Annotated in this window: 25 protein-coding genes and 1 riboswitch; of the genes, 10 read left to right on the forward strand and 15 right to left on the reverse strand. The window is 66.3% G+C overall.

Annotation, left to right across the window (positions count from 1 at the left end; genetic code table 11):
• Positions 1 to 25 precede the first annotated feature (25 nt).
• Both ACWF5H_RS06610 and ACWF5H_RS06615 read left to right on the forward strand, forming a co-directional pair.
• Positions 26 to 1,537, forward strand: a complete 1,512-nt coding sequence (locus tag ACWF5H_RS06610) for a sensor histidine kinase (protein ID WP_452035699.1) — start codon at positions 26 to 28, stop codon at positions 1,535 to 1,537.
• A complete protein-coding gene (locus tag ACWF5H_RS06615) occupies positions 1,534 to 2,208 on the forward strand; it encodes a response regulator (RefSeq protein ID WP_452035700.1) in 675 nt (224 codons plus the stop codon). Before ACWF5H_RS06610 ends, ACWF5H_RS06615 begins: the two co-directional genes overlap by 4 nt.
• 42 nt (positions 2,209 to 2,250) lie before the next feature.
• On the opposite strand, the gene ACWF5H_RS06620 is transcribed toward ACWF5H_RS06615, so the two are convergent.
• Positions 2,251 to 4,224 (reverse strand): amino acid transporter, encoded by a 1,974-nt coding sequence (locus ACWF5H_RS06620; RefSeq protein ID WP_452035702.1) that lies wholly within the window; start codon positions 4,222 to 4,224, stop codon positions 2,251 to 2,253.
• 177 nt (positions 4,225 to 4,401) lie between these two features.
• On the opposite strand from ACWF5H_RS06620, the gene ACWF5H_RS06625 reads away from it, so the two are divergent.
• On the forward strand, positions 4,402 to 4,848 hold the full coding sequence (locus tag ACWF5H_RS06625) for a protein-tyrosine phosphatase family protein (protein ID WP_452035703.1): 447 nt from the start codon (positions 4,402 to 4,404) through the stop codon (positions 4,846 to 4,848).
• Here ACWF5H_RS06625 and glgA read toward each other — a convergent pair.
• The gene (gene glgA / locus ACWF5H_RS06630) at positions 4,827 to 6,023 is read right to left on the reverse strand and encodes a glycogen synthase (protein ID WP_452035705.1); all 1,197 of its coding nucleotides are present in this window, start codon (positions 6,021 to 6,023) and stop codon (positions 4,827 to 4,829) included. The two genes, ACWF5H_RS06625 and glgA, sit on opposite strands and share 22 nt — an antisense overlap.
• A gap of 105 nt (positions 6,024 to 6,128) precedes the next feature.
• On the opposite strand from glgA, the gene glgC reads away from it, so the two are divergent.
• The 4 genes from glgC to ACWF5H_RS06650 all read left to right on the forward strand — a co-directional run bounded on the left by glgC (position 6,129) and on the right by ACWF5H_RS06650 (position 11,977).
• Positions 6,129 to 7,415, forward strand: a complete 1,287-nt coding sequence (glgC, locus tag ACWF5H_RS06635; protein WP_452035707.1) for a glucose-1-phosphate adenylyltransferase — start codon at positions 6,129 to 6,131, stop codon at positions 7,413 to 7,415.
• A 63-nt stretch (positions 7,416 to 7,478) separates the two neighbouring features.
• A complete protein-coding gene (locus ACWF5H_RS06640; protein ID WP_452036060.1) occupies positions 7,479 to 8,537 on the forward strand; it encodes a YeiH family protein in 1,059 nt (352 codons plus the stop codon).
• 51 nt (positions 8,538 to 8,588) lie between these two features.
• On the forward strand, positions 8,589 to 11,216 hold the full coding sequence (pepN, locus tag ACWF5H_RS06645) for an aminopeptidase N (RefSeq protein ID WP_452035709.1): 2,628 nt from the start codon (positions 8,589 to 8,591) through the stop codon (positions 11,214 to 11,216).
• Between the two features lie 110 nt (positions 11,217 to 11,326).
• Entirely contained in the window at positions 11,327 to 11,977 is a 651-nt protein-coding gene (locus ACWF5H_RS06650) for a dihydrofolate reductase family protein (protein WP_452035711.1), read from the forward strand.
• A 44-nt stretch (positions 11,978 to 12,021) separates the two neighbouring features.
• On the opposite strand, the gene ACWF5H_RS06655 is transcribed toward ACWF5H_RS06650, so the two are convergent.
• From ACWF5H_RS06655 to ACWF5H_RS06675, 5 genes are all read right to left on the reverse strand, one after another.
• Positions 12,022 to 13,083: a lipoate--protein ligase family protein gene (locus ACWF5H_RS06655; RefSeq protein WP_452035713.1), complete on the reverse strand. Its 1,062-nt coding sequence runs from the start codon at positions 13,081 to 13,083 to the stop codon at positions 12,022 to 12,024.
• Positions 13,084 to 13,402: 319 nt separating this feature from the next.
• Entirely contained in the window at positions 13,403 to 13,738 is a 336-nt protein-coding gene (locus ACWF5H_RS06660; RefSeq protein ID WP_452035715.1) for a DMT family transporter, read from the reverse strand.
• A gap of 12 nt (positions 13,739 to 13,750) precedes the next feature.
• Positions 13,751 to 14,065 carry a DMT family transporter gene (locus tag ACWF5H_RS06665; protein WP_364647744.1) on the reverse strand — a complete coding sequence of 105 codons (315 nt, stop codon included), beginning with the start codon at positions 14,063 to 14,065 and terminating at the stop codon, positions 13,751 to 13,753.
• A 10-nt stretch (positions 14,066 to 14,075) separates the two neighbouring features.
• A riboswitch (guanidine-III (ykkC-III) riboswitch) is annotated at positions 14,076 to 14,141 on the reverse strand.
• A gap of 88 nt (positions 14,142 to 14,229) precedes the next feature.
• On the reverse strand, positions 14,230 to 14,658 hold the full coding sequence (arr, locus tag ACWF5H_RS06670; protein ID WP_452035716.1) for an NAD(+)--rifampin ADP-ribosyltransferase: 429 nt from the start codon (positions 14,656 to 14,658) through the stop codon (positions 14,230 to 14,232).
• Between the two features lie 32 nt (positions 14,659 to 14,690).
• Positions 14,691 to 15,266: a TetR/AcrR family transcriptional regulator gene (locus tag ACWF5H_RS06675; protein WP_452035718.1), complete on the reverse strand. Its 576-nt coding sequence runs from the start codon at positions 15,264 to 15,266 to the stop codon at positions 14,691 to 14,693.
• A gap of 71 nt (positions 15,267 to 15,337) precedes the next feature.
• Here ACWF5H_RS06675 and ACWF5H_RS06680 point away from each other — a divergent pair, with 71 nt between their 5' ends.
• Positions 15,338 to 15,964 (forward strand): dihydrofolate reductase family protein, encoded by a 627-nt coding sequence (locus ACWF5H_RS06680; RefSeq protein WP_452035719.1) that lies wholly within the window; start codon positions 15,338 to 15,340, stop codon positions 15,962 to 15,964.
• 41 nt (positions 15,965 to 16,005) lie between these two features.
• Here the strand turns inward: ACWF5H_RS06680 and ACWF5H_RS06685 are convergent, their stop codons facing one another.
• The 3 genes from ACWF5H_RS06685 to ACWF5H_RS06695 are packed head-to-tail and all read right to left on the reverse strand — an operon-like array spanning position 16,006 to position 19,821.
• Positions 16,006 to 17,175 (reverse strand): ABC transporter ATP-binding protein, encoded by a 1,170-nt coding sequence (locus ACWF5H_RS06685; RefSeq protein ID WP_452035720.1) that lies wholly within the window; start codon positions 17,173 to 17,175, stop codon positions 16,006 to 16,008.
• Entirely contained in the window at positions 17,172 to 18,767 is a 1,596-nt protein-coding gene (locus ACWF5H_RS06690) for an ABC transporter permease (RefSeq protein ID WP_452035722.1), read from the reverse strand. The genes ACWF5H_RS06685 and ACWF5H_RS06690 overlap by 4 nt, the downstream gene beginning before the upstream one ends.
• Positions 18,768 to 18,771: 4 nt before the next feature.
• Complete coding sequence (locus ACWF5H_RS06695) at positions 18,772 to 19,821, reverse strand: iron ABC transporter substrate-binding protein (protein ID WP_452035724.1); 1,050 nt, start codon at positions 19,819 to 19,821, stop codon at positions 18,772 to 18,774.
• A 246-nt stretch (positions 19,822 to 20,067) separates the two neighbouring features.
• On the opposite strand from ACWF5H_RS06695, the gene ACWF5H_RS06700 reads away from it, so the two are divergent.
• Complete coding sequence (locus tag ACWF5H_RS06700; RefSeq protein ID WP_452035725.1) at positions 20,068 to 20,394, forward strand: hypothetical protein; 327 nt, start codon at positions 20,068 to 20,070, stop codon at positions 20,392 to 20,394.
• 3 nt (positions 20,395 to 20,397) lie between these two features.
• Here ACWF5H_RS06700 and ACWF5H_RS06705 read toward each other — a convergent pair whose 3' ends face one another.
• From ACWF5H_RS06705 to ACWF5H_RS06725, 5 genes are all read right to left on the reverse strand, one after another.
• Positions 20,398 to 20,901: a hypothetical protein gene (locus tag ACWF5H_RS06705; protein WP_452035726.1), complete on the reverse strand. Its 504-nt coding sequence runs from the start codon at positions 20,899 to 20,901 to the stop codon at positions 20,398 to 20,400.
• 210 nt (positions 20,902 to 21,111) lie between these two features.
• Positions 21,112 to 21,369 carry a type B 50S ribosomal protein L31 gene (locus tag ACWF5H_RS06710; protein WP_127512525.1) on the reverse strand — a complete coding sequence of 86 codons (258 nt, stop codon included), beginning with the start codon at positions 21,367 to 21,369 and terminating at the stop codon, positions 21,112 to 21,114.
• A gap of 150 nt (positions 21,370 to 21,519) precedes the next feature.
• Positions 21,520 to 22,326: a TrmH family RNA methyltransferase gene (locus ACWF5H_RS06715; RefSeq protein ID WP_452035728.1), complete on the reverse strand. Its 807-nt coding sequence runs from the start codon at positions 22,324 to 22,326 to the stop codon at positions 21,520 to 21,522.
• A complete protein-coding gene (locus ACWF5H_RS06720; protein WP_452035729.1) occupies positions 22,323 to 23,099 on the reverse strand; it encodes a sulfite exporter TauE/SafE family protein in 777 nt (258 codons plus the stop codon). The genes ACWF5H_RS06715 and ACWF5H_RS06720 overlap by 4 nt, the downstream gene beginning before the upstream one ends.
• Positions 23,100 to 23,114: 15 nt before the next feature.
• Complete coding sequence (locus ACWF5H_RS06725) at positions 23,115 to 23,903, reverse strand: ABC transporter ATP-binding protein (protein ID WP_452035731.1); 789 nt, start codon at positions 23,901 to 23,903, stop codon at positions 23,115 to 23,117.
• 103 nt (positions 23,904 to 24,006) lie between these two features.
• On the opposite strand from ACWF5H_RS06725, the gene serB reads away from it, so the two are divergent.
• Positions 24,007 to 24,900, forward strand: coding sequence for a phosphoserine phosphatase SerB (gene serB / locus ACWF5H_RS06730; protein WP_364647780.1), 894 nt, complete (start codon positions 24,007 to 24,009; stop codon positions 24,898 to 24,900).
• The last annotated feature ends 61 nt before the right edge of the window (positions 24,901 to 24,961 follow it).

Consider the following 24,961-nt stretch of genomic DNA (forward strand, 5'->3'; position numbering starts at 1 on the left):
GGCGATGCAGTGGTATGACTAGGGCATGTCCAAGGTGCACGCGGGAGTTCGTGGCTGGCCGTCTCCTCGGTCACTGAGTGCCCGGAGGGTGTTGGCCGGCTTGGTGCTGGCCGTGGTGCTGCCGGCCGGCTTACAACTTCTGCTGCTGCAGGTGTGGCACGCCAATCTGACCACCGCGTCGTTGGTCCAGCTCACCGGAGCCGTTGGTGTGGCACTGGTGGGCGGGATCTGGCCTGCCCTCTTGGCCGCTTTCTGGAGCAGCCTGCTCCTGAACTACTTCATGACCGAACCCACCGGTCAGCTGCTGATCCATGACACCGCCATGGCCGTGGCCCTGGTGTGTTTTGTTGCTGTGGCCGGGGCCGTGGCCTGGGTCGTGGACGTATCTGCCCGTCGGGCCGCACGGGCGCGCCGGGCCGGCGCCGAAGCTACAGCGTTGAATGAGCTGACCCGGGTGGCAATCGCCACGGAGGACCCCCTGCGGAGCTTGTTGGAACAAGCCCGGCAGGTGTTCAACGCCGATGCGGCGGCCTTGTTCGTGCGGCCCACCGGCAGCGGACTGAACACCGCTGATGAGTCCGGCTGGGTCCTGCTCGCCGGTGTCGGGCAGCAGCTGGCGTCTCCGGACACTGCCGACACCGTCGAACGAGTGGACGACAACACCGTGATGGCCTTGCTCGGTCCCCACCTAGCGGCGGCTGAGAGTCAGCTGTTGAAGGCCTTCGCAGCGCAGGCCACAGCTTTGCGTGCCCGCCAGCAATTAATGATCAGCCGGCTCGAGAACGAGCGCCTGGCCCAAGACAACTTGATGCGCGGTTCAATCCTTCAAGCAGTCAGCCATGATTTGCGCACTCCGCTGGCCGGCATCAAATTCTCGGTCAGCAGCCTGCTGCAACAGGGTGGTTCGTTCAGCACCGAGGAGCAGCGTGAGCTCCTGCAGACTACCGATGCCTACGCCGACCAATTGGAGTTGCTGGTGGAGAACCTGTTGGACATGTCCCGCATCAGCAGTCGATCCGTCGGGCCCTTGCTCGGGCCGGTTCACTGGGAAGACGTGCTTCCAGAAGCCCTGCGCAGCGTGCCGCCCGGATCGGTGACCTTCCAGATTCCCGACGATTGCGCTCCGGTGGAAGCCGACCCCGGGCTGCTGGAGCGGGTGATCGCGAACTTGGTCGAAAATGCGGCCCGCCACGCTCACCCCTCGACCGTCATGCTGCAGGCAGGGGAACCGCCTTCAACAGGAAGCCGGGTGCATGGTGAGCTGCGGATTATCGACGCCGGGATCTCTCCGCTGCCCCATGATCTGGAAGAAATGTTCAAACCCTTTCAGCGGATGACCGACTCTGGGGAAGACGCCGGCGTCGGGTTGGGCCTTGCAGTCGCCCGCGGATTGACGGAGGCGATGGGCGGAACCCTCAACGCTGAGCGCACGCCTGGCGGAGGACTGACGATGGTGCTGCGGCTGCCCTTGGCCGCTCCCCGTGCACCATCCAGCGCGGGCTCCGAGTCCACGGGCCTTCGGCAGGACGACCGGTGACCACCATCCTGGTCGTAGAAGACGAGCGCCGCTTGTTGCGGGCACTGCAGCTGACGCTGCGGGCGAACGGGTACACCGTGATCGCCGCGCCGACGGGCAGCAGCGCTCTGGCAACGTTGGCCGAAGGGCCGGTCGACGCCCTGGTGCTCGACCTCGGGCTGCCGGACATGGACGGGGTCGAGATCATACGCCGTGTCCGGACCGGCGGCCAGACCCCAATCCTGGTCTTGTCCGCGCGCCATGCCTCCGCGCAAAAGGTCAGCGCCCTGGATGCGGGGGCCGATGATTATGTAACCAAACCGTTTGGGCTGGACGAACTGCTCGCCCGCTTGCGGGCACTGCTGCGCCGCGGCCAGGCCGACACCCAGGAGGACATCGTGGAGGCCGCCGGCTTTGCGCTCAATTTTGCTGCCCGCCGGGCGGAGAAGCAGGGCAGCGCCGTCAAACTCACTCCGACGGAATGGAAGATCCTTGAGGTGCTCACCCGCCAACCCGGCAGGCTGGTACCGCATCGGCAGGTGCTGGAGCATGTGTGGGGACCGGCATATGTGAAGGAGACCCAGTATCTGCGGGTGTACATCGCCCAGCTGCGCCGGAAGCTGGAAGCTGACCCGGCCCGCCCGAAGCATCTGATCACCGAGCCCGGGCTCGGTTACCGATTTGATCCCTGAACCATTCCGGCGGGCGGGGCGGCACCGGTCCGCCGGCGGCGGTTAGCCCACATGCACCCAGGGCCGGTTGGTCACATCCGGCTCGGCTTCACGCAGGATTTCCCGGGTGACCGGGGCGATTTCCCCTTCGCCGAAGACCAGGAAACGCAGGAGGTTGCTGATCGGGTTGCCCTCCGTCCAGCGGAAGTAGACGTGGGGCATCAGCCCGGTAATGTCGCGGATGTGAAGCAACACCGAAGCTATCGTGTTGGGTACCACGGGACCATGGACTTCCAGAATGTCATACCCGTGGCGGCTCACCCCGTGCACCTCCAATTCCGTCTCGAAGTCGGATGAGTCATCGACGATGACTTCCAGGAACAGGGGTACCTCGTCGGCCGGCAGGTTATTCACCACGCGGGCGGCTGCCAGCTTCTTGCGGTAGGCCTCCGCATCCAGTCGTTTGGGTTCGTGCGCGATGAACAAGAGCGGCCCGGTGTCGGACTGTGCGATCAACTCCACCGCACGTTCGTCGAAATGGACGTGCGTTGCATGCAGTTCGAACGAGCGTCTGGTCCGCGAGATGAACGAAATGACAACGATGCCCAGAATGAACAGTGACGCGATGCGGATACCTTCGGGCCGCTCCACGATGTTCGCAGCCGTGGTGTAGACGAAAGCCGCCGTGACTATTCCGAAACCCCAGGCGAGCCGTCGCTGACCACGAGACCGGGCCGAGAGCGTGACTGCCGCGGCTGCGGAAGTGATGAGGACCAGCACCCCGGTGGCATAGGCGCCGCCCTGCGCATCGACGTCGGCATCAAAGACCACCGTGACCAGGAAAGCGATGGCGCAAAACACCAGCACCAGCGGGCGGGAGGCTTTCGTCCAGCCGGGCGCCATGCCGTAGCGCGGCAGGTACCGTGGCACTACATTGAGCAGGCCGGCCATCGCCGACGCGCCCGCGAACCACAAAATGGTGATGGTGCTGGCGTCGTACAGCGACCCAAACCCCTGGCCCAAAAACTCATGTGCCAGGTAGGCCAAGGCCCGCCCGTTTGCGGCTCCCCCGGGCTGGAACTCCTGCGCCGGAATCAGCAGTATGGAAACAAAACTGCTGGAGATCAGGAAGCCGCTCATGATGAGCGCCGCCACGGTCAGCAGCCGCTGGGTTCCGCGGATCCTGCCCGCCGGGCGGTCTGCGGCGTCCTCTGGGTTGCCGCGAATCTGCGGCATGACCGCCACACCGGTCTCGAAGCCGGACAGACCCAGAGCAAGTTTGGGGAACACCAACAGAACGACGGCGATAACCAGAAGCGGATTTCCGTTCGACGACGTCAATGCCTGCCACCAGTCCCCCACCACCAGCGGGTGCGCCAACACGTCAACCAGGCAAACCACTACCAGCACCGCGTTCAGCGCTAGATAGACGGCGACCACTGCGACGGCAACCCCGATGGCCTCGTGGAACCCGCGCAGGAACACCGCGGTCAAGGCACCCAGGAGAACCAGCGTGATGGCCACATTCTGGCCTTCCAGCCAATGCGGCAGCAAGGGATTCTCGATCAGGTGGGCGGTCGCATCAGCGGCCGAGAGCGTCATGGTGATCATGAAATCTGTCGCAACGAACCCGAGCAACGCCAGCACCAGAAGCTTCCCTCGCCAGCGGGGCAACAGCCGTTCCAGCATGGCAATCGAGCCGGAGCCGTGAGGGCTCTCCTCTGCCACCCTGCGGTAGACGGGCAGTGCCCCGCACAGCGTTACCAGCACCACCAGCAGGGTGGCCAGCGGCGACAGTACACCGGCTGCCAGCGCCGCGATAGCCGGCTGATAGCCCAAGGTGGAAAAGTAATCCACACCGGTCAAACACATCACCTTCCACCAAGGGTGACGGTGCTCTTGCGCGTCCAGGGTCCCATGCGGGCCCTGCTTCACTCCGGTGGCAGGCAGGTCGTGCAGCATCCACCCACGCAGCCGCACCCCGATGGGTGCCCGTGGGGCTGATGGATCGAACGGAGGCAGACTCAAGGTGGTCATCGAACGGAACCTTTCAACGTGGCCCAGCTATGGACCGGTTGTAACGGTAAACGCGATGACGCCGGTTGCGCACAGTCTTAACGCTTTCTTGATACCCGGCAGCCGTGCCGCGGGATGGACGGCAATGGCGGGGCTTGGCCGCTCCCGCACGCGCCGCCGGCGGACTAAAGTTCTGCCATGGGAACGCCGTGGGATCCCGCACTTCCGGGCGTGCTGCGGCTGCCGTCGGGGCGGCTGGTGCGTGGCCGGGCCCTGCTCAAGGCGATGCCCCCGGGGCCGGCTCCGGAGTTCGCCCTCTACCTGAAGCACGGCGCACCGCTGCCCACCGATTGGGAACAGCGCTGGGTGCGCTGGCGCGATCTCCGGCTGCCCGATGATTTCCACGACGCCGCGGCCGCCTTCCGCGAGGCGTGGCTGAGGGCCGAAGATGAGCGGGTGGAGGTGGCCTGTTTCGGCGGACGCGGCAGGACCGGGACGGCCTTGGCCTGCATGGCCATCCTGGACGGCGTCCCGCCGGCCGACGCCGTCGAATACGTCAGGGCGCGCTACCGGCCGGGCGCCGTGGAGACTCCCTGGCAGCGGCGGTACGTGCGCCGCTTCCCTCAGCCCAGCACGCTGCGGTAGACCTCCACGGTCTTCTCGGCGATCGAGTCCCAAGAGAAGTGTTCCTCGGCGCGCCGGCGGCCGGCCTCACCCTGTCGGCGGGCCGCGGCCGGGTCGGCCAGCGTACGGTTCAGCGCGGCGGCGAAGTCGCGCACGAACTGTTCCTCGTCCAGCGGGGTTCCCGTCCCGTCGGCCACCTGTTCCAGGGGGACCAGGGCGCCGGTGACGCCGTCGTCGACCACCTCGGGGATGCCGCCTGTGGCGCTGGCCACTACCGGCGCGCCGCAGGCCATCGCCTCAAGGTTCACAATGCCCAGCGGCTCGTAGATGGACGGGCAGGCGAAGACGGTCGCGTGGCTGAGCACCTGGATCAGTTCGGCGCGCGGGAGCATCCGCTCGATCACCACGACGCCGTCGCGGGTTTCGCGCAGGCCGGAGATCAGGGCGTTGACCGCGGCCGCCAGTTCGGGGGTATCGGCGGCGCCGGCGCAGAGCACCAGCTGCACCTCCGGCGGCAGCAGCGCGGCAGCCCGCAGCAGGTACGGCACGCCCTTCTGCCGGGTGATCCGCCCCACGAAGACCACGCTGGGCCGGTCCGGATCGATACCCAAGGCGCGCACGGCGTCGTCGTTATGATCGGGTTTCCATTGCTGCACGTCCACGCCGTTGTGGACCACCTGCACCCGGCCGGGATCCACCTCCGGGTAACAGCGCAGGATGTCCTTGCGCATCCCGGCCGACACTGCAATGACGGCGGCCGCCGCTTCGTAGGCGGTGCGCTCTGCCCAGGAGGAGAGGCGGTAGCCACCGCCCAACTGTTCGGCCTTCCACGGGCGCAACGGCTCCAGCGAATGAGCGCTCAACACGTGCGGGACATCGTGCAGCAACGAGCCCAGATGCCCTGCCATGTTGGCGTACCACGTGTGTGAATGGATCAGCTCAGCACCGGCGAAGCCATCCAGCATCTGCAAGTCCACGCCGAGGGTCTGCACGGCCGGGTTGGCCTGGGTGAGCCCGGCCGGAACCGGATAACTGCTGACCGTTGCGCCATGGAAGTCGGTCGGTCGCTCAGCCCCGAAGGCATGCACGTGCAAGTCCAGCCGTCCGGCCAGCACCCGGCTGAGTTCGGCCACATGCACACCGGCCCCGCCGTAGATCTCCGGTGGGAATTCTTTTGTCACAATATCTACGCGCACGAAACCTAACGTAGTGCACGCCGGGGGCTTCCTCTAGTGTGAGGATGGAGGGGGATGTCACGTTTCGGCCCTCAACGGCCGGGGCTACTGTGAAGGGGGAACATCATGGCACAGAAGAAGGTGCTGGCCGTTGTACTCGCTGGCGGCGAGGGAAAGCGGCTCATGCCGCTCACTGCGGACCGGGCCAAACCGGCGGTGCCGTTTGCCGGCAGCTACCGGCTGATCGACTTTGCATTGTCCAATCTGGTGAATTCCGGCTACCGGCAGATCGTGGTGCTAACGCAGTACAAATCGCACAGCCTGGACCGTCACATTTCGGAAACCTGGCGGATGGCCGCTCAACTCGGCAACTACGTGGCCTCGGTCCCGGCGCAGCAACGGCGCGGCAAAAGCTGGTTCCTGGGCAGCGCCAATGCGATCTATCAGTCCCTGAACCTGATCCACGACGCCAGGCCGGACATCGTCGTCGTGGTCGGCGCGGACCACGTCTACCGGATGGACTTCTCCCAGATGGTGGAGGAACACATTGCTTCCGGCGCGGCCGCCAGCGTGGCCGCGGTACGCCAGCCGCTCGCGCTGGCCAACCAGTTCGGTGTCATCGAGTCGGAACCCGATGCACCCACCAAAATCCGTGCGTTCGTCGAAAAGCCGGCCACCACTGCGGGCCTGGCCGATGATCCAGACAGCTTCCTGGCCTCGATGGGTAACTACGTCTTCAACACCGATGCCCTGCTGCAGGCGCTGGAGGCCGACGCCGAGCGGCTGGATACCGACCATGACATGGGCGGCGACATCATCCCCTACTTCGTGGAACGCGGCGAGGCTGCGGTCTACGATTTCACCGCCAACATCATTCCGGGCTCCACCGGGGCGGACCAGCAGTACTGGCGCGACGTCGGGACATTGGATTCCTACTATGAGGCGCACATGGACCTAATCAGTCCAATGCCGGCTTTCAACCTGTACAACCTGCAGTGGCCGATCTACACCAGGCAGTCCGTCTCGCCCCCGGCGAAGCTGGTCCGCGGCATGAGCGGCACCGCGGGTACGGCCCATGACTCCCTGCTGAGCCAGGGCGTGGTTGTTTCCGGGGCAGAGGTCACCGAATCCGTGCTGGCAACCGACGTTTTCGTTGCCGAGGCCGCCCAGGTCCACGGCAGCGTCCTGATGGACAATGTGACCGTGGGCGAAGGCGCCGTGGTGCGGAAAGCCATCGTGGACAAAAACGTGCACATCCCGGCCGGGGCCACCATCGGGGTGGACCCGGAGCTGGACCGTGCGCGGGGCTTCACGGTCACCGAATCCGGTTTGACGGTGCTGAGCAAAGATGAGCGTGTATTGCTCACCGCAAGGACCGACGTCGAAGCCGCCCACAAACCTGCAGGCTTGTAGTTTGCGCCACAACACCACAGCCTTGTGACCGCCCGCCAGTCACCGGACAGCGGGAGGGTCCGGATTCCGCCGGAGGCGGCCGCCCCGCGGTCCCGCGCCGAACGCTGGATCCGCCGCGCCGGGCCGGGACTCTTCCTGGCGGCAACGGCCGTGCTTGCCTCTTTTGGTCTGCACTGGCTGGTGCCCACGGTTCCGGTGATGACCTTCGCCGTCGTCCTGGGGATTGTGGCCGCCAATGTGCCGCCGACGGCCGCATGGACCGGCGGCACGGGACAGCCCGGCCTCGTCTTCTGCGGCCGGACGCTGATGCGCGCTGGGATCGTGCTGCTCGGTGCCCGGCTGGCCCTGTCTGATCTGGCAGAGCTGGGCTGGTTCGCGCTGGTGCTGGTGGTGCTGGTGCTGCTGCTCGCGTTTGCCGGAACCTACCTGCTGGCGCGTTGGCACCGCCTAGCCGGCGACCAACCGGTGCTGTTGGCCGCCGGCTTCGCGATCTGCGGTGCCTCGGCCATCGGCGCCATCGCCGCCGCCCGCGGCAGCCGCGCGCAGGACAGCCTGATGCCCGTCGCGCTGGTCACGCTGTGCGGCACCTTGGCCATCGGGGTGCTGCCTGCGGTGATGGCCCTCACCGGCATGCCGGCCGAGGTCTTCGGCTTCTGGACGGGTGCCTCCGTGCACGATGTTGGACAGGTGGTGGCCACGGCGCAAAGCGCCGGCACGGCAGCGCTGACCATCGCCGTCGTGGTGAAGCTGGCGCGCGTGGTGATGCTCGCGCCGCTGGCGGCCGCCGTGGCGGTACACCGGCGCCGCACGGCCAAGGCGCCCCGTGTCGGGGAGGCGGGCCCGGCGACCAAACAACCGCCGGTGGTGCCGCTGTTCATCCTCGGCTTCCTGGCCCTGGTGCTGCTGCGCAGCACGGGATGGCTGCCGCAGCCCGTGCTGGACGGAACCGCCCTCGTGCAGGAGATCATGCTGGCCGCAGCCTTGTTCGGGCTGGGGTCAGCCGTCCGGCTCCGGGAACTGCTCCGTTCCTCGCTGCCGGCCATCTCCACCGCGCTGCTGTCCTGGCTGCTGATCGCCGGGCTGGGCCTCGGCGCTGCCTGGCTGGCCATGGCCGGCGGCTGACGCGCTCCAACTTCCCCGGCCAGCCGTCCGCCGCATGGTTAAATGGGCCGGATGACGAACCAGAACCTCAGCCGCGACGAAGCCGCGGCCCGGTCAGCCATCCTGCGGGTGGAGAGCTATGAGGTCTCGCTGGACCTGCGCGGCGCCGAGGACCGGGACGAACCCGGCTTCATCTCCAAAACCGTCATTACCTTCAGCTGCAGCGAACCCGGCTCAACCGTGTTCGCCGACTTCATCCACGGCGGCGTCCACTCCGTGCTGCTCAACGGGAGCCCGCTGGAGCCGGCCGAGGTGGTGGACGGCTCACGCATCCTGCTGCCCGGACTGGAAGCACAGAACCAGGCCATCATTACCGGCACCGCGCTGTATAGCAGCAGCGGCGAAGGCCTGCACCGGTTCGTGGATCCTGCCGATGGGAACACCTACCTCTACACCCAGTACGAACCGGCCGATGCCCGGCGGGTGTTCGCCAACTTCGAACAGCCCGATTTGAAGGCTTCCTTCACCTTCCATGTTGCCGCGCCGGACGGTTGGACCGTCGCCTCGAACGCCGCCGTGGCTTCGACGGAGCCGATGGCTTCCACGCCCGGGCACTCGGTCCGCCGCTTCCACCCGACCCGGCGCATCTCCACCTACATCACCACCGTCCTGGCCGGGCCGTACCACGCCGCGACGGACAGTTGGCACCGCCCGCTGCCCGACGGCGGCGGACTGCAGGTGCCGCTCGGGGCCTACTGCCGTGCCTCGCTGGCCGACTCCTTCGACGCGGAGCAGATCTTCGCCGTAACCAAGGCCGGCCTCGATTTCTTCCACGAGCTCTTCGACTACCCGTATCCGTTCGGCAAGTACGAGCAAGCGTTCGTCCCCGAGTACAACCTCGGCGCGATGGAGAATCCCGGCCTGGTCACCTTCACCGAGGCCTACGTTTTCTCCTCCCGCGCCACCGATGCGCAGTACCAGGCCCGGGCCAACACCATCCTGCACGAGATGGCGCACATGTGGTTCGGTGACCTGGTCACCATGAAGTGGTGGGACGATCTCTGGCTGAAAGAGTCGTTCGCCGACTACATGGGCGCCCTCGCCTCGGCCGAGGCCACCCAGTGGAGCAATGCGTGGATCACCTTCGCCAACCGGCGCAAGGGCTGGGCGTATGTGCAGGACCAGCTCCCCACCACCCACCCGATCGTCGCCGACATCCGCGATCTGGAGGCCGCCAAGCAGAACTTCGACGGCATCACCTACGCCAAGGGCGCCTCGGTGCTCAAGCAGCTGGTGGCGTACGCCGGCTTCGACTCATTCATTGGCGCCTCCCGCCGCTACTTCCGCGAACATGCCTACGGCAACACGTCGCTGGCCGATTTCCTCACCGCGCTGAGCGCGGCCTCCGGCCGGGATATGGAACACTGGGCGCATCAGTGGCTGCAGACCGCTGGCATCTCCACCCTGGCCTTGGACCTGAGGCACGACGGCGGGGCGATCGCCGCTGCGGCGATCGTCCAGGATGCGGTGGATCCGGTAACGGACGAACCGGCGCACCGCCCGCACCGCTTGCGGCTGGGCTTCTACAACCCCGACGCCTCCGGCCGGCTGCTCCGGACAGACCAGCTGGAGCTGGATGTGGCCGGTCCCCGCACCGACCTGCCGCAACTGGCCGGCAGGGAGCAGCCGGCACTGCTGCTGCTCAACGACGACGACCTGACCTACGCCAAGGTGGTCTTCGACCAGCGTTCACTGCAGACGGTGCTGTCTTCGCTGGACCGTCTCGCCGATCCGCTGGCCCGCGCCCTGTGCTGGTCCAGCCTCTGGAACATGACGCGCGACGGGCTGCTCCCGGCCGCGGAGTATGTGGAGGCCGTGCAACGGTTTGTCCCGGCCGAGACCGAGAACAGTGTGCTGCAGGTGGTGTTGGATTGCGCGAAGACGGCCATGGACCGGTACGCACCGGCGGGCCGCCGGCAGGCGCTCCAAGAAGCTTTCGTCGCCGCCGCGCGGCGGCAGATGGAGTCCGCGGACCCGGGCAGCGACCAGCAGCTGTCCTGGGCGAGGTCGCTGGCCGCGGTGGCCCGTGCCGCGGACAGCCAGGCCACCTTCCTGCGGGACGTGGTGCTGGGAGAGGTCGTGATGGACGGGCTGGCCGTGGACACGGACCTGCGCTGGCGGTTCTGGCAAGCGCTGGCTGCCACCGGCCACGCCGCCGTGGCCGAACTCGATGCGGCGCTGGAGGGTGACCGGACGGTCGCTGCACGGGCCGGCCACCTGGCCGCGCTGACGGCCCGGCCGGATCCGGCGGTCAAAGCCGAAGCTTGGCGCACCGCTGTGCACACCGATTCGCTATCGAACCAGCTCTTGGACGCCACGATCGACGGCTTCTGCCAAGGTCCGCACGATCTGCTCAACGCGTACGTAGAGCCCTACTTCGCGGAACTCGTCACGATCTGGTCGACCAAGAGCATCGAGATCGCGGCTCGGCTGGTCCGCGGGCTCTACCCCGGCGGCCAGGACCTGGCGGCCGGCCAGGCCCCCACCGAGCACCCCGCCGTCGTCCTGACCGATGCCTGGCTGGACGGCAACGGCGACGCACCCGCCGCGCTGCGCCGCATCGTCATCGAACAGCGCGACCACTTGCTCCGGGCACTTCGTGCCCAGCAGATAGCTGCCACGGCGGAGAGCCGCGGCTAAGCCGACAGCGACAGCCCGGTAGTTCCCGGCACTCGTACGGTGCACTACACTGTCAACTCCCGTGGGCACGGTCCCGCTTGGTGCGCCGGGCTTCAGTGGCAGGAGGATCGATGCCCAAGCTGCGCGTCCACAATTTCGCCGTCTCCCTGGACGGCTACGCCGCCGGCCCCCACCAGTCCCTCGCAGACCCGCTGGGTGCGGGCGGCGAACAGCTGCACGAGTGGATGTTCCAGACCGAGGCCGGCGAACGGATGATCGGCGAATCCGGCGGTACAACCGGGCCCGACACTGATTTTCTCCTCGCCGGCGAGCGCGGCATCGGCGCCACCATCATGGGACGGAACATGTTCGGGCCGCCGCGGCCTAACCAGGAGCACCCGGAGTGGAAGGGCTGGTGGGGTGATGACCCGCCCTTTCACCACCCGGTCTTTGTGCTGACCCATCACGCACAGCCGCCGATCAGCATGGCCGGCGGGACCGTCTTCCATTTTGTCGACGACGGGATTGAGTCAGCGTTGCGGCAAGCCATTGCTGCCTCCCACGGGCAGGACATCCGGCTCGGCGGCGGAGCGGCCACGGTCAACCAGTACTTGCGCGCCGGTCTAGTGGACGAGCTGCATCTGGCCATCGTTCCGGTCCTGCTGGGCAGCGGCGTGCGCCTTTTCGAGAATCTCGATGCCACCGCCCTGGGCTATCAATGCGTCCAATCCGTCATTTCGCCCGCGGTGGCGCACGCAGTGGTGGCCAGGAAGGCACGCTGAGCGCCGATCTGCGGCCCTACTACCGGCCGCGCTATCGGCCCCTACTACGGCACGCGGTGCAGCCACTCGTCCGTGCCGAACTTGGTCTGAACGAGTTCGCGGGCCATGGCCAGCTCCTCGTCCGAGAACCCGCTGTCCACCGCGGCGTACCGGTCCTTGAACGTCCGGATCATGACGGCGATGATCTCTTCCCGGCTCAGGCCGGTCTGCCGCCGCAGCGGGTCGACGCGCTTCTTGGCGCTGCTGATGCCCTTATCGGAGATTTTCTCCTTGCCTATCCGCAGCACGTCAGTCATCTTGTCCGCGTCGATGTCGTAGGACATGGTCACATGGTGGAGCATCCCGCCGTTGGCCAACCGCTTCTGTGCGGCGCCGCCGATCTTGCCCTCCGGCGTGGCAATGTCGTTGAGCGGCTGGTAGAACGCCTTGATCCCGACCTTCTCCAGCGAGGACATCACCCACGCATCGAGGTATGCGTAGGAGGCCTCGAAGCTCTGTCCGTCCACCAAGGTCTGCGGCAGGTACAGCGAGTAGGTGATGGCGTTGCCCCGCTCCATGAACATCGCCCCGCCGCCGCTGATCCGGCGCACCACGGTGATGCCGTGGCGTTCCGCCCCATCCGGATCCACCTCGTTGCGCACCGACTGGAAACTGCCGATCACCACCGAGGGAGCCTCCCACTCCCAGAACCGCAGCGTCGGCTGCCGCTTCCCGGCGCCTACCTGGCGGGTCAGCACCTCGTCCATCGCCACATGCATGTGCGTGGGCAGCGGAGTGGGCGGGATGACCTGCCACTGGTGGTCCAACCATCCGGTGGCCTTGTTCAGGGCCCGGCGCACGGCAACGGCAACGGCGTCGGCGGAGAAACCGAACAGCTGGGCGTCGGGCCGCAGCGCCGCGCTGATGGCCGCGGCGAGGCTGGTGTGGCTGCTTTCAGTACCCATGCCGTCCAGCGCCGTGTTGATGTCCGCCAGCGCCTCGTCAGGTTCCAGGAAGAAGTCACCGCTCACCGAGGGACGGACGATCCTTTGGTCCACCACGTCAAAATCGACAACAACAAGTTTGCCGCCCTGGACCTTGTACTCTCCGTGGCGATGGTCGGACATGCTTGCTCTCCTTGGTCAGGCGGGATCGGCCCGTTGCAGCCGTCGGGTCGGCAGGCTCGGTAGGCGCGGGATGGGGCCACCACAGTCTTACCACGACGGCACGGCCTCCTGCCGCTGGTCCCACTCCCCTGTCGGCAGCGGTTCGCCGACAAACCCAGCTTTCTCCCAGCCGCTGCCGGGGCTGTACCCAGAAGCCTGCCGTAGTGTCATAGACACCTCATCACGGTGCGAGTGAAAGAGGGACCGGACGTGCCCGGTCCAAGCGCCGGCGGGTATGGAGTATTTCCCCCGACTTCTCCATTACCTGCCGGCGCTTTTTTCATGCCTTCTCGGTGCGCTTCCCGTCTACCAACTTCAGGCCGCTGACGCAGCCGATGATGCCGGCGAGGAACAGCACCTTCAGCGCGCTGGCCTGCTCGCCGCCAAAGACCATGGCGTAGCCAACGGTCAGTGCCGCCCCCGTTCCCGTCCAGACCGCATACGCGGTGCCGATGGGGATGCCGCGCATCGCGTAGCCCAGCCCCAGCATGCTCAGCGTCACGGCCACAAAGAACACGGCGGTCGGCAGCGGGTCGCTCAGCCCGTCGGAGAGGCTCAGCGCGGTGGCCCATACGGCTTCAAGCACGGCGCTGGCCAGCAAAATGATCCAATACATGTGATCCCCCCGTTAGCCGATCGCCTTGAGGCCGACTACGCAGCCGATGATGCCCAGCAGCAAGGCGACCCGGATCAGCGAGGCCTTCTCGGCACCGGTGACCATGGCAACGGCGGCCGTCAGCACCGCGCCAATGCCAACCCAGACCGCGTAGGCGGTTCCCACCGGTATGGCGGTCATGGCATAGGCCAGGCCGGCCATGCTCAATGCCATGGCCGCAACAAAAATGACTGACGGCCACAGCCTGCGGAAGTTTTTGGATGCGCCCAGCGCTGTGGCCCACACAGCTTCCAGGACGCCGGACAGGATGAGAATGACCCATTCCACGATTGATTCCTCTGGCCAGTCTTGTCGCGCACCGGGTACTGAACCGTCGTCCGGAGACCTAGGAATGAGGTCTTGAGCTCAAAAATAGCAAAGCACGACGCCGATGCGCAGCTTAGGTGGCTAAGCTCACCAGCGCGCCGGCCGGGTGGGTGCCGGCCGAGGGTTCACTCGTTGATGGCTTCAATGCCTTGCCGCTTGAGTTCTGCCAGATGGTTCCGCATGTGCTGCAGCACCTCGGGAGCATGCGGTTCCCAGTCCAGGACCTCTTCGATGATGCGCAGCGGTTCCTTCGTGCGGTAGGACCTGGTGGGGTTTCCCGGGAACCGCTGGGCTGTCAGGTTGGGATCATTTTCAATCGGGCCGGTGGGCTCTACCCGGTAGATCCTTCCCGGTCCCTCACCCACTCCGAGTTCGGCTCCCCAGGTGGCGGCGTCCAGGGTTGCGGTGAGGTAGACATAGTTCGCCTTGATCCGCTCTCCGTAGTTCGAGTTGTAGCCCGGTTCCAGCATGTCGCCGGGCGCCAGGTCGGCTTTCGTACCGTGATAGAACGGGCCGGGGTCGCCTGCCCCGGCCCGAATCGGTTCGTTGTGCATTCGCCATCTCCGATCGCCGTGCTTTGTCCGGATCAATCTTCGCCGCCCAGGAGCCCTGCGACGAGCGCTTCGATAACGTCGTCGGTTGACGTGTCCGGGTCCAGCGGGTTGGTGAGCCGGTCGAACAGCAGCCCGTCCACCGCATAGTGGAAGAGTGCGATTTCGCGACGGCCGCCGGGAAGCCCCGCCGCGGTGTTGAACGCAACGTCGCCCTCAAAGGCGGCCCGCTGCCATTCCCCTAGGACGGCTGCGACAGCCGGGCGCCGGGTGCTCTCCAGACGAAGCTCGAACAGCGCAAGCGTGACCTCCCGTTCCGCGGTGAGCCGACGCACAATATCGCGTAGATAGTCTGAGAAAAGCCTGCGGCTGGGCGGCTCCGCCGCGAGGCGCTCGAGGACCGCCGGCTCCGGACCGAGACGCTCGCCGATGCGGTCGACGAGGCCGGAGATCAATGCATCGCGGCTGCGAAAGTAATTCGACGCGGTCCCGAGGGGGACGCCTGCTGCATCGTCGATCGCGCGATGCGTCAGTCCGCGCGAGCCTTCGCGAGCGAGAACTGCCAGGCCTGCGTCGGCGAGCAGTCGTCTCCGCTCATCATTCTTTGCCATGCTCCATCCTAGCCCAACCACTACATGTGATGTAGTCTGCGCATCACCAGACAAGTCGTGATTGGAGCGCCATGCGGGAACTCGTTTATTACGTCGCCGTCAGTCTTGACGGCTATATTGCCGGACCGGCAGGAGAATTCGATGCCTTTCCGATTGAGGGCGACCACATGCAGCCGCTCACCGCTCGGTTCGCCGATGCCATTCCTACCGATATTTCCGCTGCCTACGGCATTGAACAGGACGGTTCGGTTTTCGACACGGTGTTAATGGGTTGGAACACCTATGCCGTAGGGCTCCCCGCCGGCGTCACGAGCCCGTACCGCCATCTGCGTCAGGTGGTGTTCTCGCAGGCAAGGACCAAGGCTGATATCCCGGGGGATCAGCCGAATCTAAGCGTCAGCAATGACGACCCGGTGGACGTCGTCCGCCGGTTGAAGGCGCAGTCCGGCACATCAATCTGGCTGTGCGGCGGTGGTTCACTAGCATCAGTGTTGGCCGACGAGATCGACCGGCTGGTGCTCAAGCGCAGTCCCCTGCTCTTCGGCAGCGGCATCCCGCTCTTCGCGTCGGCCGCCTACAAGCCTCAGCGCTTCCGTGAAGTGGAGACCACAGCCTACAACTCCGGTGTGGTGGTATCCGAGTACGTGCGGCGGCCGATTGCGGCGGCGCAGGCAGAAGCAAGGATCACGGACGGCTAGAGCAGCCGGCGACTCCAAGCCCAAGAAAAAGTCGGCCGCTGCTACGGGCTGTCCTGCGGGAACGCCACGCCTTCGCCAACCACCCGCAGGCAGAGCTCGGTCCCGGGCTTGGTGATCGAAGCGTTCCAGTGCCGAATAGTGATGACCTCACCGCCGCCGGGGTATCGATGCCCGTTGCCGGCAGCGGCGCGCTGGGACGCATTGGTCTCGGCCAGCTTGATCCGAACAGTGGTTTCCGGGCCGAAATAGTCGGTGTCCACCACCACGCCGCGAATGGGGCCATCCGGTGCAATCCGGATCTGCTCGGGGCGGAGCATCAGCTGGACCTTGCCCTGCGCCGGCGGCCGCCGGACCGGGACTCCGCCCAACGAGCAGGTCGCCAATGAACCCTCCATCCAGGCATCCAGGATCACCGCGTCGCCCAGGAACTCGGCCGTGGCACGGTCGGCCGGCCGCGTATAAACCACAAAGGGATTGCCGATCTGGGCCAGCTTCCCGCCGCGCATGATCGCTACCTGATCCGCAAAGGAGAGGGCCTCGGCTTGGTCGTGGGTCACCAGAATGGTGGTCACGCCGGCTTCATTGAGCACCTTGGCCACGGCGCGGCGGGTGGCTACCCGCAGCCCCGCGTCGAGTGCAGAGAACGGCTCATCCAGGAGCATCAGTTCGGGTTCGCGGGCCAGTGCACGCGCCAACGCAACCCGCTGCTGCTGGCCGCCGGACAGTTGGTGCGGGCGTCGCTTGGCCATCGCGGCGTCCAGTGACACCATCTCGAGCAGGTCCTGGACGCGCGCGTTCACGGCCCGGCGACCGCCGTCGAGTTTTCCGGCGTTAAGGCCGAAGGCGATGTTCTGCCCCACTGTCAGATGCGGGAAGAGCGCCCCGTCCTGCGCGACGTACCCGACATGTCGCTTGTGGGCCGGAATCCACACACCGTTTCCGGCAACGGGCTGGCCGCTGAGGCTGATGGAGCCGGTGTCCGGATGTTCGAAGCCGGCGATCAGCCGCAGCAGCGTGGTCTTGCCCGATCCGGACGGGCCAACGATCGCGGTGGTTCCGCCCTTGGCCACTGACAGGTCGACGCCTTTGAGCACCGACTGCGAGCCGAAGTTCTTGGTGACCTCGGCGATCTCCAAATGCGTGTTGGTGGTCGGTGCCACGGAGGGCGCCACGCGGAACGCCGGAAGGCTGGAGGGGGAATGTTCGGTCACTGTCCGGCCACTTTCTTGGACTGTTGGAAGAGCAGGTAAGTCATGGGCGCTGAGAGCAGGATCATCAACAAGGCATAGGGTGCCGCGCCGGTGTAGTCGATCTCGCTGCTCTTGCTCCAAAACTCGGTGGCCAGGGTCCGGGTCCCGTTCGGAGAGAGCAGCAGCGTGGCCGTCAGTTCGTTGACGATGGCCAGGAAAACCAGTGCTGCGCCGCCGGCCGCGGCGGGCGCGGTGAGGCGCAGCGTTACCCGCACAAAGGAAGTCAGCGGGGCCTTGCCCAGGGACTGGGCGGCTTCGTCGAGTTCCTTGGGCGCCTGCGCCAGCCCCGAGCGCAGGTTGACCAGTGCCCGGGGGAGAAACAGCAGCACATAGGCGGCGACCAACACCCCCGCCGTTTGGTAGATTCCCGGGACCATCCGGATGCTGACGGTGACGAACGCCAGCCCCACCACGATGCCTGGAAGCGAACTGGTCACGTAGTTGGAGAGTTCCAGCAGCTTGCTGAACCCGCTGGGGCGCCGCACGGCCAGATACGCCATCGGGAAGGCAACCACGGTGGTGACTGCCGCGCCAAGGGCCCCGTACATCAGTGTCTGCAGCAGGGCGGGCATGAATTCGTCGGCCGCCCAGACCTCTGCACCGCCGGCGATGAGCCATTTCAGCACGAACCAGACGGGAACCCCGAAGGCCAGCACCGTGACGGCGGCGAGCGAGAGCTGCGCGGGCAGCTGGTAGTGTCCGAGCGGCAGCCGGGTCGCCTTGGCCGGCGCACCCGAGCCGATGCGGGCATAGCGTGCGGTGCCGCGGCTCTTCACCTCAGCCAGCAGCAGGATGAGGCAGAGGAACACCAGCACGCTGGCCAGCATGTTGCCGGCGGTGCCGTTGAACGTCGACTGGAACTGGACCATGATCGCCGTCGTGAAGGTATCGAAGCGGATCATGGCGAAGGCGCCGTACTCCGCCAAGAGGTGGAGGGACACCAGCAGCGCGCCGCCGGTGAGCGCGATCCGGAGCTGAGGAAGCACCACGCGGAAAAAGACGGCCCACGGCCCCAGTCCGAGCGATGCGGCGGATTGCTCTATAGCTGGGTCCAGGCGTCCCAGCGCCGCGGCCGCCGGTATGTAGACCAACGGGAAGTAGGACAAGGTGGCGATGAGCACGCCGGACCAGATGCCCGCCAGCGACGGAACGGCTGAGACCCACGAATAGCTGTTCACAAAGGCAGGAATGGCCAGCGGTGCGGCCAGGGCGACGGCCCACCAGCGGTGTCCGCGCAGCGTGGTGCGCTCCACCAGCCACGCGCCGCCCGCGCCCAAGACCAGGCACAGCGGGACGGTGATCACGGTGAGCATGATGGTATTCAGCAGCAGTTCGCCGACGCGCGGGCGGAAGACGAGCTCGACGGCGGTGTCCCAGCCCGTGGCGACCGTCATGTAGGCGACGTACCCCAGCGGGATGAGCGAAAACAGGGCGATCAAGACCGCCAGCAGGGACACCGTGGACACGCCGACAGGCGGGCGAAGGCGCTTGCCCCCGCCCGCCGTCGTGCTCCCCGTACTCGGCGTACCGGGAGCCGATAGATCAGTGGTCACAGAACTACAGTAATCCTGCCTTGGTCATCAGGTCGGTGACTTGGGTGGAGTTCAGCTTGGCCGGGTCCACCGTGGGAGCCTCGAGGTCCTTGATCGGCACCAAGGCTTCATTGGCCTCCACCTCCGAGCCGACGGGGTACTCGAACGAGGTGCCGTTCTTCAGGATTTCCTGGCCCAGCTGGCCGGTAATGAACTTCAGGAAGGCTTGCGCGTCAGCAGCGTTCTTGGAGGACTTCAGCACGCCACCGCCGGACACCGAGACGAAGGCCCCCGGGTCCTGGTTCTTGAAGTAGTACGGCGTGACGTTGTTGGAGTTCTCGCCGGTTTCGGCCTGATCGCCGTAGTAGTAGTAGTGGTAGATGAGCGCGGCGTCGACTTCGCCGGCATTGACTGCCTTCATGGCCGTGCTGTTGCCCTTGTAAGCCTTGAAGTTTTCCTTCATACCCGCCAACCATGCGTCGGTGGCGGCTTCGCCCTTGAGCTCAAGCAGGGCGGAGACGATGGCCTGGAAGTCGGCACCGGTCGGCGAGGCGGCCCACTTGCCCTTCCACTCGGGGTTCGCCAGGTCCAGCATCGACTTCGGCAGTTTGTCTTCGCTGATCTTGTTCTTGTCATACACCAGGACCGTGGAACGGGCAGCGATGCCGGTCCACTTACCGGTGGAGGGACGGAATTCGGCCGGAACCTGGTCAACGGTTGCCTGGTCCACGTCCGCGAAGAGTCCGGCGTTCTCAACCTGCGTCATTGCCGGCGAATTCTCCGTCAGAAACACGTCGGCCGGCGAGGCCTCGCCTTCCTGGATAATCTGGTTGGACATTTCGGTGTCAGAGCCCTGACGAACGGTGACCTTGATGCCGGTTTCCGCGGTAAAGGCGTCGATCCATTCCTTGGTCAGGCTCTCGTGCTGGGCGTTGTACACCGTGATGCCATCGCCTGCGGCGGCGGATCCGGACGCGGCGGAGTCGGTCTCGGAGTTCGAACCACAGGCTGCGAGGCCGAAGACGGCGGTGGCAGCGACTGCGATGCCGACCAAAGCGTTCTTGCGGAGCTTCATAAGGGGAGCTTCTTTCTGCAAACTTGGAGGGGATGTAGGAACCCTCAAGAAGCTTAGGTTAGCCATGCCTAAGCAGCCAAACCGAGGGCGTGCTCTTGCTCCGGCATTGATTTTTATGACGATCATGGGACGGGCCCGCGAATGGAGGGGCCGGGATTGCCGCGGCGGTCAGGACAGGTTATGGCGTCGCACCGAACCCCGGCAGCACCCGTGGCTTTATTCGAACACTCGTTCTACCTTTAACAGATGGACCGGGATGCACTGGCGAAGATCGCCGCCCGTTATGCCCGGCGGGCGGAGCCGGTGTCGCTGACGCCGGAGGAGCTGGATCTTGATCATTGCCCGGTGACCCGCGTGGTGCCGGGGGTGCCGGTATGGGCGTGGATCCGGTTCCCGGGGGCGGCCGAACTGGTCCAGGGCGAGGCCTTCGGCTGGACGTCGCGGGCAGTTGAGGTCGCGTGGACGGATGCCGGGGACCGAAGGGTTACCTGGGTCTGGGCGTCTGCCGTGCGCCGGCGGGACGATCAGGTCCGGAAAACGGCGCTGGGAGACAGGACCCGCCAGCGGCCGTGAGGCCTACTCCCCCGCCTCGCAATACAGCTGCAGCTCGGCCTCGCCATCCCGGACATAGTGCAGCCCGGTGAACCCATGGCCACCGCTGAAGCGGGATGCCAGGGACGAGCCGTCCTCCAGCTGGTACAGCATGCTGGCAAGCAATTGCCCCTCGGCATTACCGATCGACAGCGAGACCGCCCGTCCGTCCGGGGCTGCCCCGACGTAGCTTCCGGACAGCCGGAAGGTGCCCGTCGACAAATCCTGTCTGGTTGCTGCCGGCCCGTCGACCCGCGGCAGGACGAGTTGCGCGGCTTCCTCTCCGGCACTGCTGCCGTAGTCCGGACGGTACTGCGTGGTGCAGGTAATCGCGGCTGGCAGTTGCTCCGAACCCGCGGCACAGCCGGTGATCAGGAGCGTGGACAAGGCCAGTGAGTTCAGTACAACGAAACCCCGCCGGCCGGAGACGCTCCCCCGATTCCTGCCCAAGGGGAACGGGACCGTGCCGCCGCTACCAGGTGCTGTCATGGCAGCAGCGTAGCGTCGGAACCGGCTCCGGCCGGCATTCACACCGTCGGCGTCCCCCCGGCGAGGGCGCCTACCGTCGTGTTGCGGTCGTGGCCACCGTCTTGTTGCGGTGCTGGCCAGCGTCCCGCTGTGCCGTGGCCAGCGTCCTGTTAAGCAGCAGAGCCCGCACCACACGGTGCGGGCTCTGGTGAAAGGCGCGGGGCGGAAGGGTTACTTCTTGCCGCCGAAGCCCTTGAAACGTGCGTTGAAGCGCTCCACGCGGCCGGCGCTGTCCATGATGCGCTGCTTGCCGGTGTAGAACGGGTGGGACTCCGAGGAGATTTCAACCTCGATCAGCGGGTAGCTGTTGCCGTCTTCCCACTCCACCGTCTTGCTGGACGTAGCGGTGGACTTGGTCAGGAAGGAAACGCCGGAGGCCAGGTCGCGGAAAACAACCGGGGCGTATGCCGGGTGGATATCAGACTTCATAGTTGTACCTTTTCTACACGCCCCTGGATTTTGCCAGCGACTAGAAGGATGGAAAGATGGCGGCCCCATGAGGGCCAGCAAACAACTCTACCGCATGTACCGGTCCCGCGTCGAAGCGACACGGACCAACCGCACGGCAGTACCCGGAGCCTAGTCCGCGCGGCAGGCCCAAAAGGCCACGGCGCTGGCCGCGGCTACGTTCAGCGAATCAACCCCGGCCCGCATCGGGATCATCACGGTCAGGTCCACCTGTGCCAGCGTCTGGGGCTGCACTCCGGCGCCCTCGGTGCCTAGCACCAGGGCCAGCTTGTCGAAAGTGCGCCGTTCCAGCTCGTCCAAGGTGATGGCGTCGTCGGCGAGCTCAAGCGCCGCCGTCGTGAATCCCTGGCCACTCAACTCCGCCAGTCCCGCCGGCCATTCCTGCAGCCTTGCCCACGGAATCTGGAACACGGTGCCCATGGAGACCCGGATGCTGCGCCGGTACAACGGATCGGCGCACTGCGGGCTCAGCAGCACGGCGTCCATGCCCATGGCGGCGGCGGACCGGAAAATCGCGCCCACATTCGTGTGGTCAACGATGTCTTCCAACACCGCCACCCGCCGGGCGCCGGCCAGCACGTCCTGAGCGGACCGCGGCGCAGGCCGGTGCATGGCGGCCATGGCGCCGCGGTGCAGGTGGAATCCGGTGATCGCCTCCAGGACGTCCGGCGTCCCGATAAACACAGGCGCCTCGGGGAACCGCTCGATCACGTCGCGCAGGTCGTCCAGCCATTTGTCGGTCAGGAAGAAGGACCGCGGGATATGGCCGGCCGCAACGGCCCGGCGCAGCACCTTGGAGCTTTCGGCGATGTACATTCCTTCCGCGGGTTCGCGGCGGCGGCGCAGGGCGGTGTCGGTCAACTGCGTGTAGTCGGCCACCCGCGGGTCGCTGGCGGAATCCAGCCGGACCAGGTTCATATGAAGAGGTTCCTGACCAGCACAACCAGGGCCACCAGCCCCAGCGTCACAATGACGCCGCGCAGCACCGCCGGCTTCAGCCGGCGTCCTACGGCGGATCCGATCAGCGCACCGATCAGCGAGCTGATGGCGATCACCAGGACCACCGGCCATTCGATCCGGTCGAAGGCGAACAGCATGTAGGAGATGGCCGCAATGATGTTCACGCCGAGGACCAGCACGTTCTTCATGGCGTTGGCCTGCTGCATGGTGCCGTGCAGGAAGACACCGAGGATACCGACCAACAGGATGCCCTGGGCGGCCACGAAGTAGCCGCCGTAGACGCCGGCGAAATAGACCAGCGCCAGCAACGCCCAAGGACGCGGTCGGGTGCGGGCCTGCGCGGCCTGGCGCTCCCGGACCCAGACTTGAAGTTTTGGTTGGAACACCACGAAGACCAGCGCCACCACAATCAGGAACGGCGCGGCAATGCCGAAGACTTCCTCCGGCAGGTGCAGCAGCAGCCATGCGCCGGTGATCCCGCCCAGCAGCGACGCCGGCAGCAGGATGGCGACCGTGCGGCGCAGCCCGGCCAGTTCACGGCGGTAGCCGTAGACCCCGCCCACGTTGCCCGCGATCAGGCCGATCGCGTTGGAGATGGTCGCCGTCACCGGGGCATAACCCAGCGCCACCAAGACGGGGAAGGTGACCAGAGTGCCGGATCCGACGATGCTGTTGATGGTGCCGGCCCACAGGCCGGCCAGCCCGATCAGGGCAGCGTTGAATAGATCCACGGGGGCAGGGACCGCCTAGGCGCGCTTGGCTACGGCAGTGTAGCGGCCGTCGTCGTGCTTAAGGCTGAGCGGCATGTCGAATGCGGTGCTCAGGTTGTCCTCGATCAGCACCTCGGCGATGGGGCCTTGGGCTACCACGCCGCCCTCGCGCAGCAGCAGGGCATGGGTAAAGCCCGGCGGCACTTCTTCCAGGTGATGGGTGACCAGCACCAGCGCCGGCGCGTCCTCGTCCTTGGCCAGTTCGCTCAGCCGCTCCACGAGATCCTCGCGGCCAGCCAGGTCAAGCCCGGCGCCCGGCTCATCCAGCAGCAGCAATTCCGGATCGGACATCAGCGCGCGGGCGATCTGCACGCGCTTGCGTTCGCCTTCGCTGAGCGTGGCGAAGGTGCGGTTCATGAAGGTGGACATCCCCCACGCGTCCAGCAGGCGGAACGCCCGCCGCTCGTCCATCTTGTCGTACTGTTCGCGCCAGCGGCCGGTCACGCCGTAGGAGGCGGTGACCACCACGTTGAGTACCTGCTCGTGCTCCGGGATCTGGTTGGCCAGCGCGGCGGACGCCAGGCCAATCCGGGGCCTCAGCTCGAACACGTCCACTTTGCCCATGGTCTCGTCAAGGATGCCGGCGATTCCGCGGGTGGGGTGCAGGCGCGCGCCGGCGATCTGCAGCAGGGTGGTCTTGCCCGCCCCGTTGGGGCCCAGCACCACCCAGCGCTCCCCCTCCTTGACCTGCCAGTCAACGCCGTCCAGCAGGGTTTTGCGCCCGCGGACAACAGTGACCCCGGCAAACTCAAGTACATCGCTCATATCAGTAGACAGTAGGCTAAAACGTGTAGTAATCGCCAAACGCGACGCCGGACCCTGCCCTGACGGATCCGGCCCCTCCAGCTTTACGCAGAACGGAATCATCATGCCCTCGCTCCTCCGCGTTGTCTCCTACGGCCGGGAACTGCCCGATGCCTACCTTGCCGCCGTGCAGGCGGCGGTTACCGGGGCCGGCGGAAACATCGTTGAACTGGAGAACGCCGCCAACGGCCGCTTCCAGGCCACCGTATTGACCGTGGAGTACGACGGCGCTGCCTCCGACGGCGTCACGGCATTGCGGGCGGCGGTGGCACCCGTGCTCACCGGTGAGCTGGGCACGGCCGTGATGGAAGCGTCGCTGGCCGGGCAGGACCGGAAGCTGCTGCTCATGGATGTGGACTCCACGCTCATCCAGCAGGAAGTGATTGAACTGCTGGCGGACCACGCCGGCAAGCGTGACGAGGTTGCCGCGGTCACCGAAGCGGCGATGCGCGGCGAACTGGACTTTGCCGAGAGCCTGCACGCCCGGGTGGCCACGCTGAAGGACCTTCCACTGGGCGTGATCCAGCGGGTGCGCGATTCCTTGCTGCTGACGCACGGTGCCAAGGAACTGGTGGAGGCCTTCCTGGCCGCCGGCCATGCCGTGGCAGTTGTCTCCGGCGGCTTCAGCCAGATCCTGGACCCGCTGGCAGAGGAACTCAACCTGACGTACTACCGGGCGAACACGCTGGGCATCGACGCCGACATGCTGACCGGCACGGTGGACGGCGATGTGGTGGACCGGGCGGCGAAGGAGGCCTCGCTGCGCGAATGGGCCGCCGCGGAGAAGATCGACTTGGCCCAGACCATCGCCATCGGCGACGGCGCCAACGACCTGGACATGCTGGCCGCCGCGGGGCTGGGGATTGCCTTCAACGCCAAGCCCGCCGTCCGCGAGGCGGCAGACGCCGCCATTAACATCCCCTACCTGGATGTAGCGCGCTACTTCGCCGGTGTCTGACGCCGACGCCCCCGGCGTCCCATCTTGCCCCGGTGCGATGCAACCCTTGCGCGTGCCGGAT

Source organism: Arthrobacter sp. NPDC055138 (genome assembly GCF_053607305.1).

Bases quoted from the DNA above. Each gene is read 5' to 3' on its own strand.
- ACWF5H_RS06700 (WP_452035725.1), top strand. From the start codon at position 20,068: ATGGACCGGGATGCACTGGCGAAGATCGCCGCCCGTTATGCCCGGCGG.
- ACWF5H_RS06610 (WP_452035699.1), top strand. From the start codon at position 26: ATGTCCAAGGTGCACGCGGGAGTTCGTGGCTGGCCGTCTCCTCGGTCA.
- ACWF5H_RS06705 (WP_452035726.1), bottom strand. From the start codon at position 20,901: ATGACAGCACCTGGTAGCGGCGGCACGGTCCCGTTCCCCTTGGGCAGG.
- arr (WP_452035716.1), bottom strand. From the start codon at position 14,658: ATGCACAACGAACCGATTCGGGCCGGGGCAGGCGACCCCGGCCCGTTC.
- glgC (WP_452035707.1), top strand. From the start codon at position 6,129: ATGGCACAGAAGAAGGTGCTGGCCGTTGTACTCGCTGGCGGCGAGGGA.
- serB (WP_364647780.1), top strand. From the start codon at position 24,007: ATGCCCTCGCTCCTCCGCGTTGTCTCCTACGGCCGGGAACTGCCCGAT.
- ACWF5H_RS06620 (WP_452035702.1), bottom strand. From the start codon at position 4,224: ATGACCACCTTGAGTCTGCCTCCGTTCGATCCATCAGCCCCACGGGCA.
- ACWF5H_RS06655 (WP_452035713.1), bottom strand. From the start codon at position 13,083: ATGTCCGACCATCGCCACGGAGAGTACAAGGTCCAGGGCGGCAAACTT.
- ACWF5H_RS06715 (WP_452035728.1), bottom strand. From the start codon at position 22,326: ATGAACCTGGTCCGGCTGGATTCCGCCAGCGACCCGCGGGTGGCCGAC.
- ACWF5H_RS06675 (WP_452035718.1), bottom strand. From the start codon at position 15,266: ATGGCAAAGAATGATGAGCGGAGACGACTGCTCGCCGACGCAGGCCTG.
- ACWF5H_RS06650 (WP_452035711.1), top strand. From the start codon at position 11,327: ATGCCCAAGCTGCGCGTCCACAATTTCGCCGTCTCCCTGGACGGCTAC.
- ACWF5H_RS06660 (WP_452035715.1), bottom strand. From the start codon at position 13,738: ATGTATTGGATCATTTTGCTGGCCAGCGCCGTGCTTGAAGCCGTATGG.
- ACWF5H_RS06625 (WP_452035703.1), top strand. From the start codon at position 4,402: ATGGGAACGCCGTGGGATCCCGCACTTCCGGGCGTGCTGCGGCTGCCG.
- ACWF5H_RS06695 (WP_452035724.1), bottom strand. From the start codon at position 19,821: ATGAAGCTCCGCAAGAACGCTTTGGTCGGCATCGCAGTCGCTGCCACC.
- ACWF5H_RS06725 (WP_452035731.1), bottom strand. From the start codon at position 23,903: ATGAGCGATGTACTTGAGTTTGCCGGGGTCACTGTTGTCCGCGGGCGC.
- ACWF5H_RS06680 (WP_452035719.1), top strand. From the start codon at position 15,338: ATGCGGGAACTCGTTTATTACGTCGCCGTCAGTCTTGACGGCTATATT.
- ACWF5H_RS06710 (WP_127512525.1), bottom strand. From the start codon at position 21,369: ATGAAGTCTGATATCCACCCGGCATACGCCCCGGTTGTTTTCCGCGAC.
- pepN (WP_452035709.1), top strand. From the start codon at position 8,589: ATGACGAACCAGAACCTCAGCCGCGACGAAGCCGCGGCCCGGTCAGCC.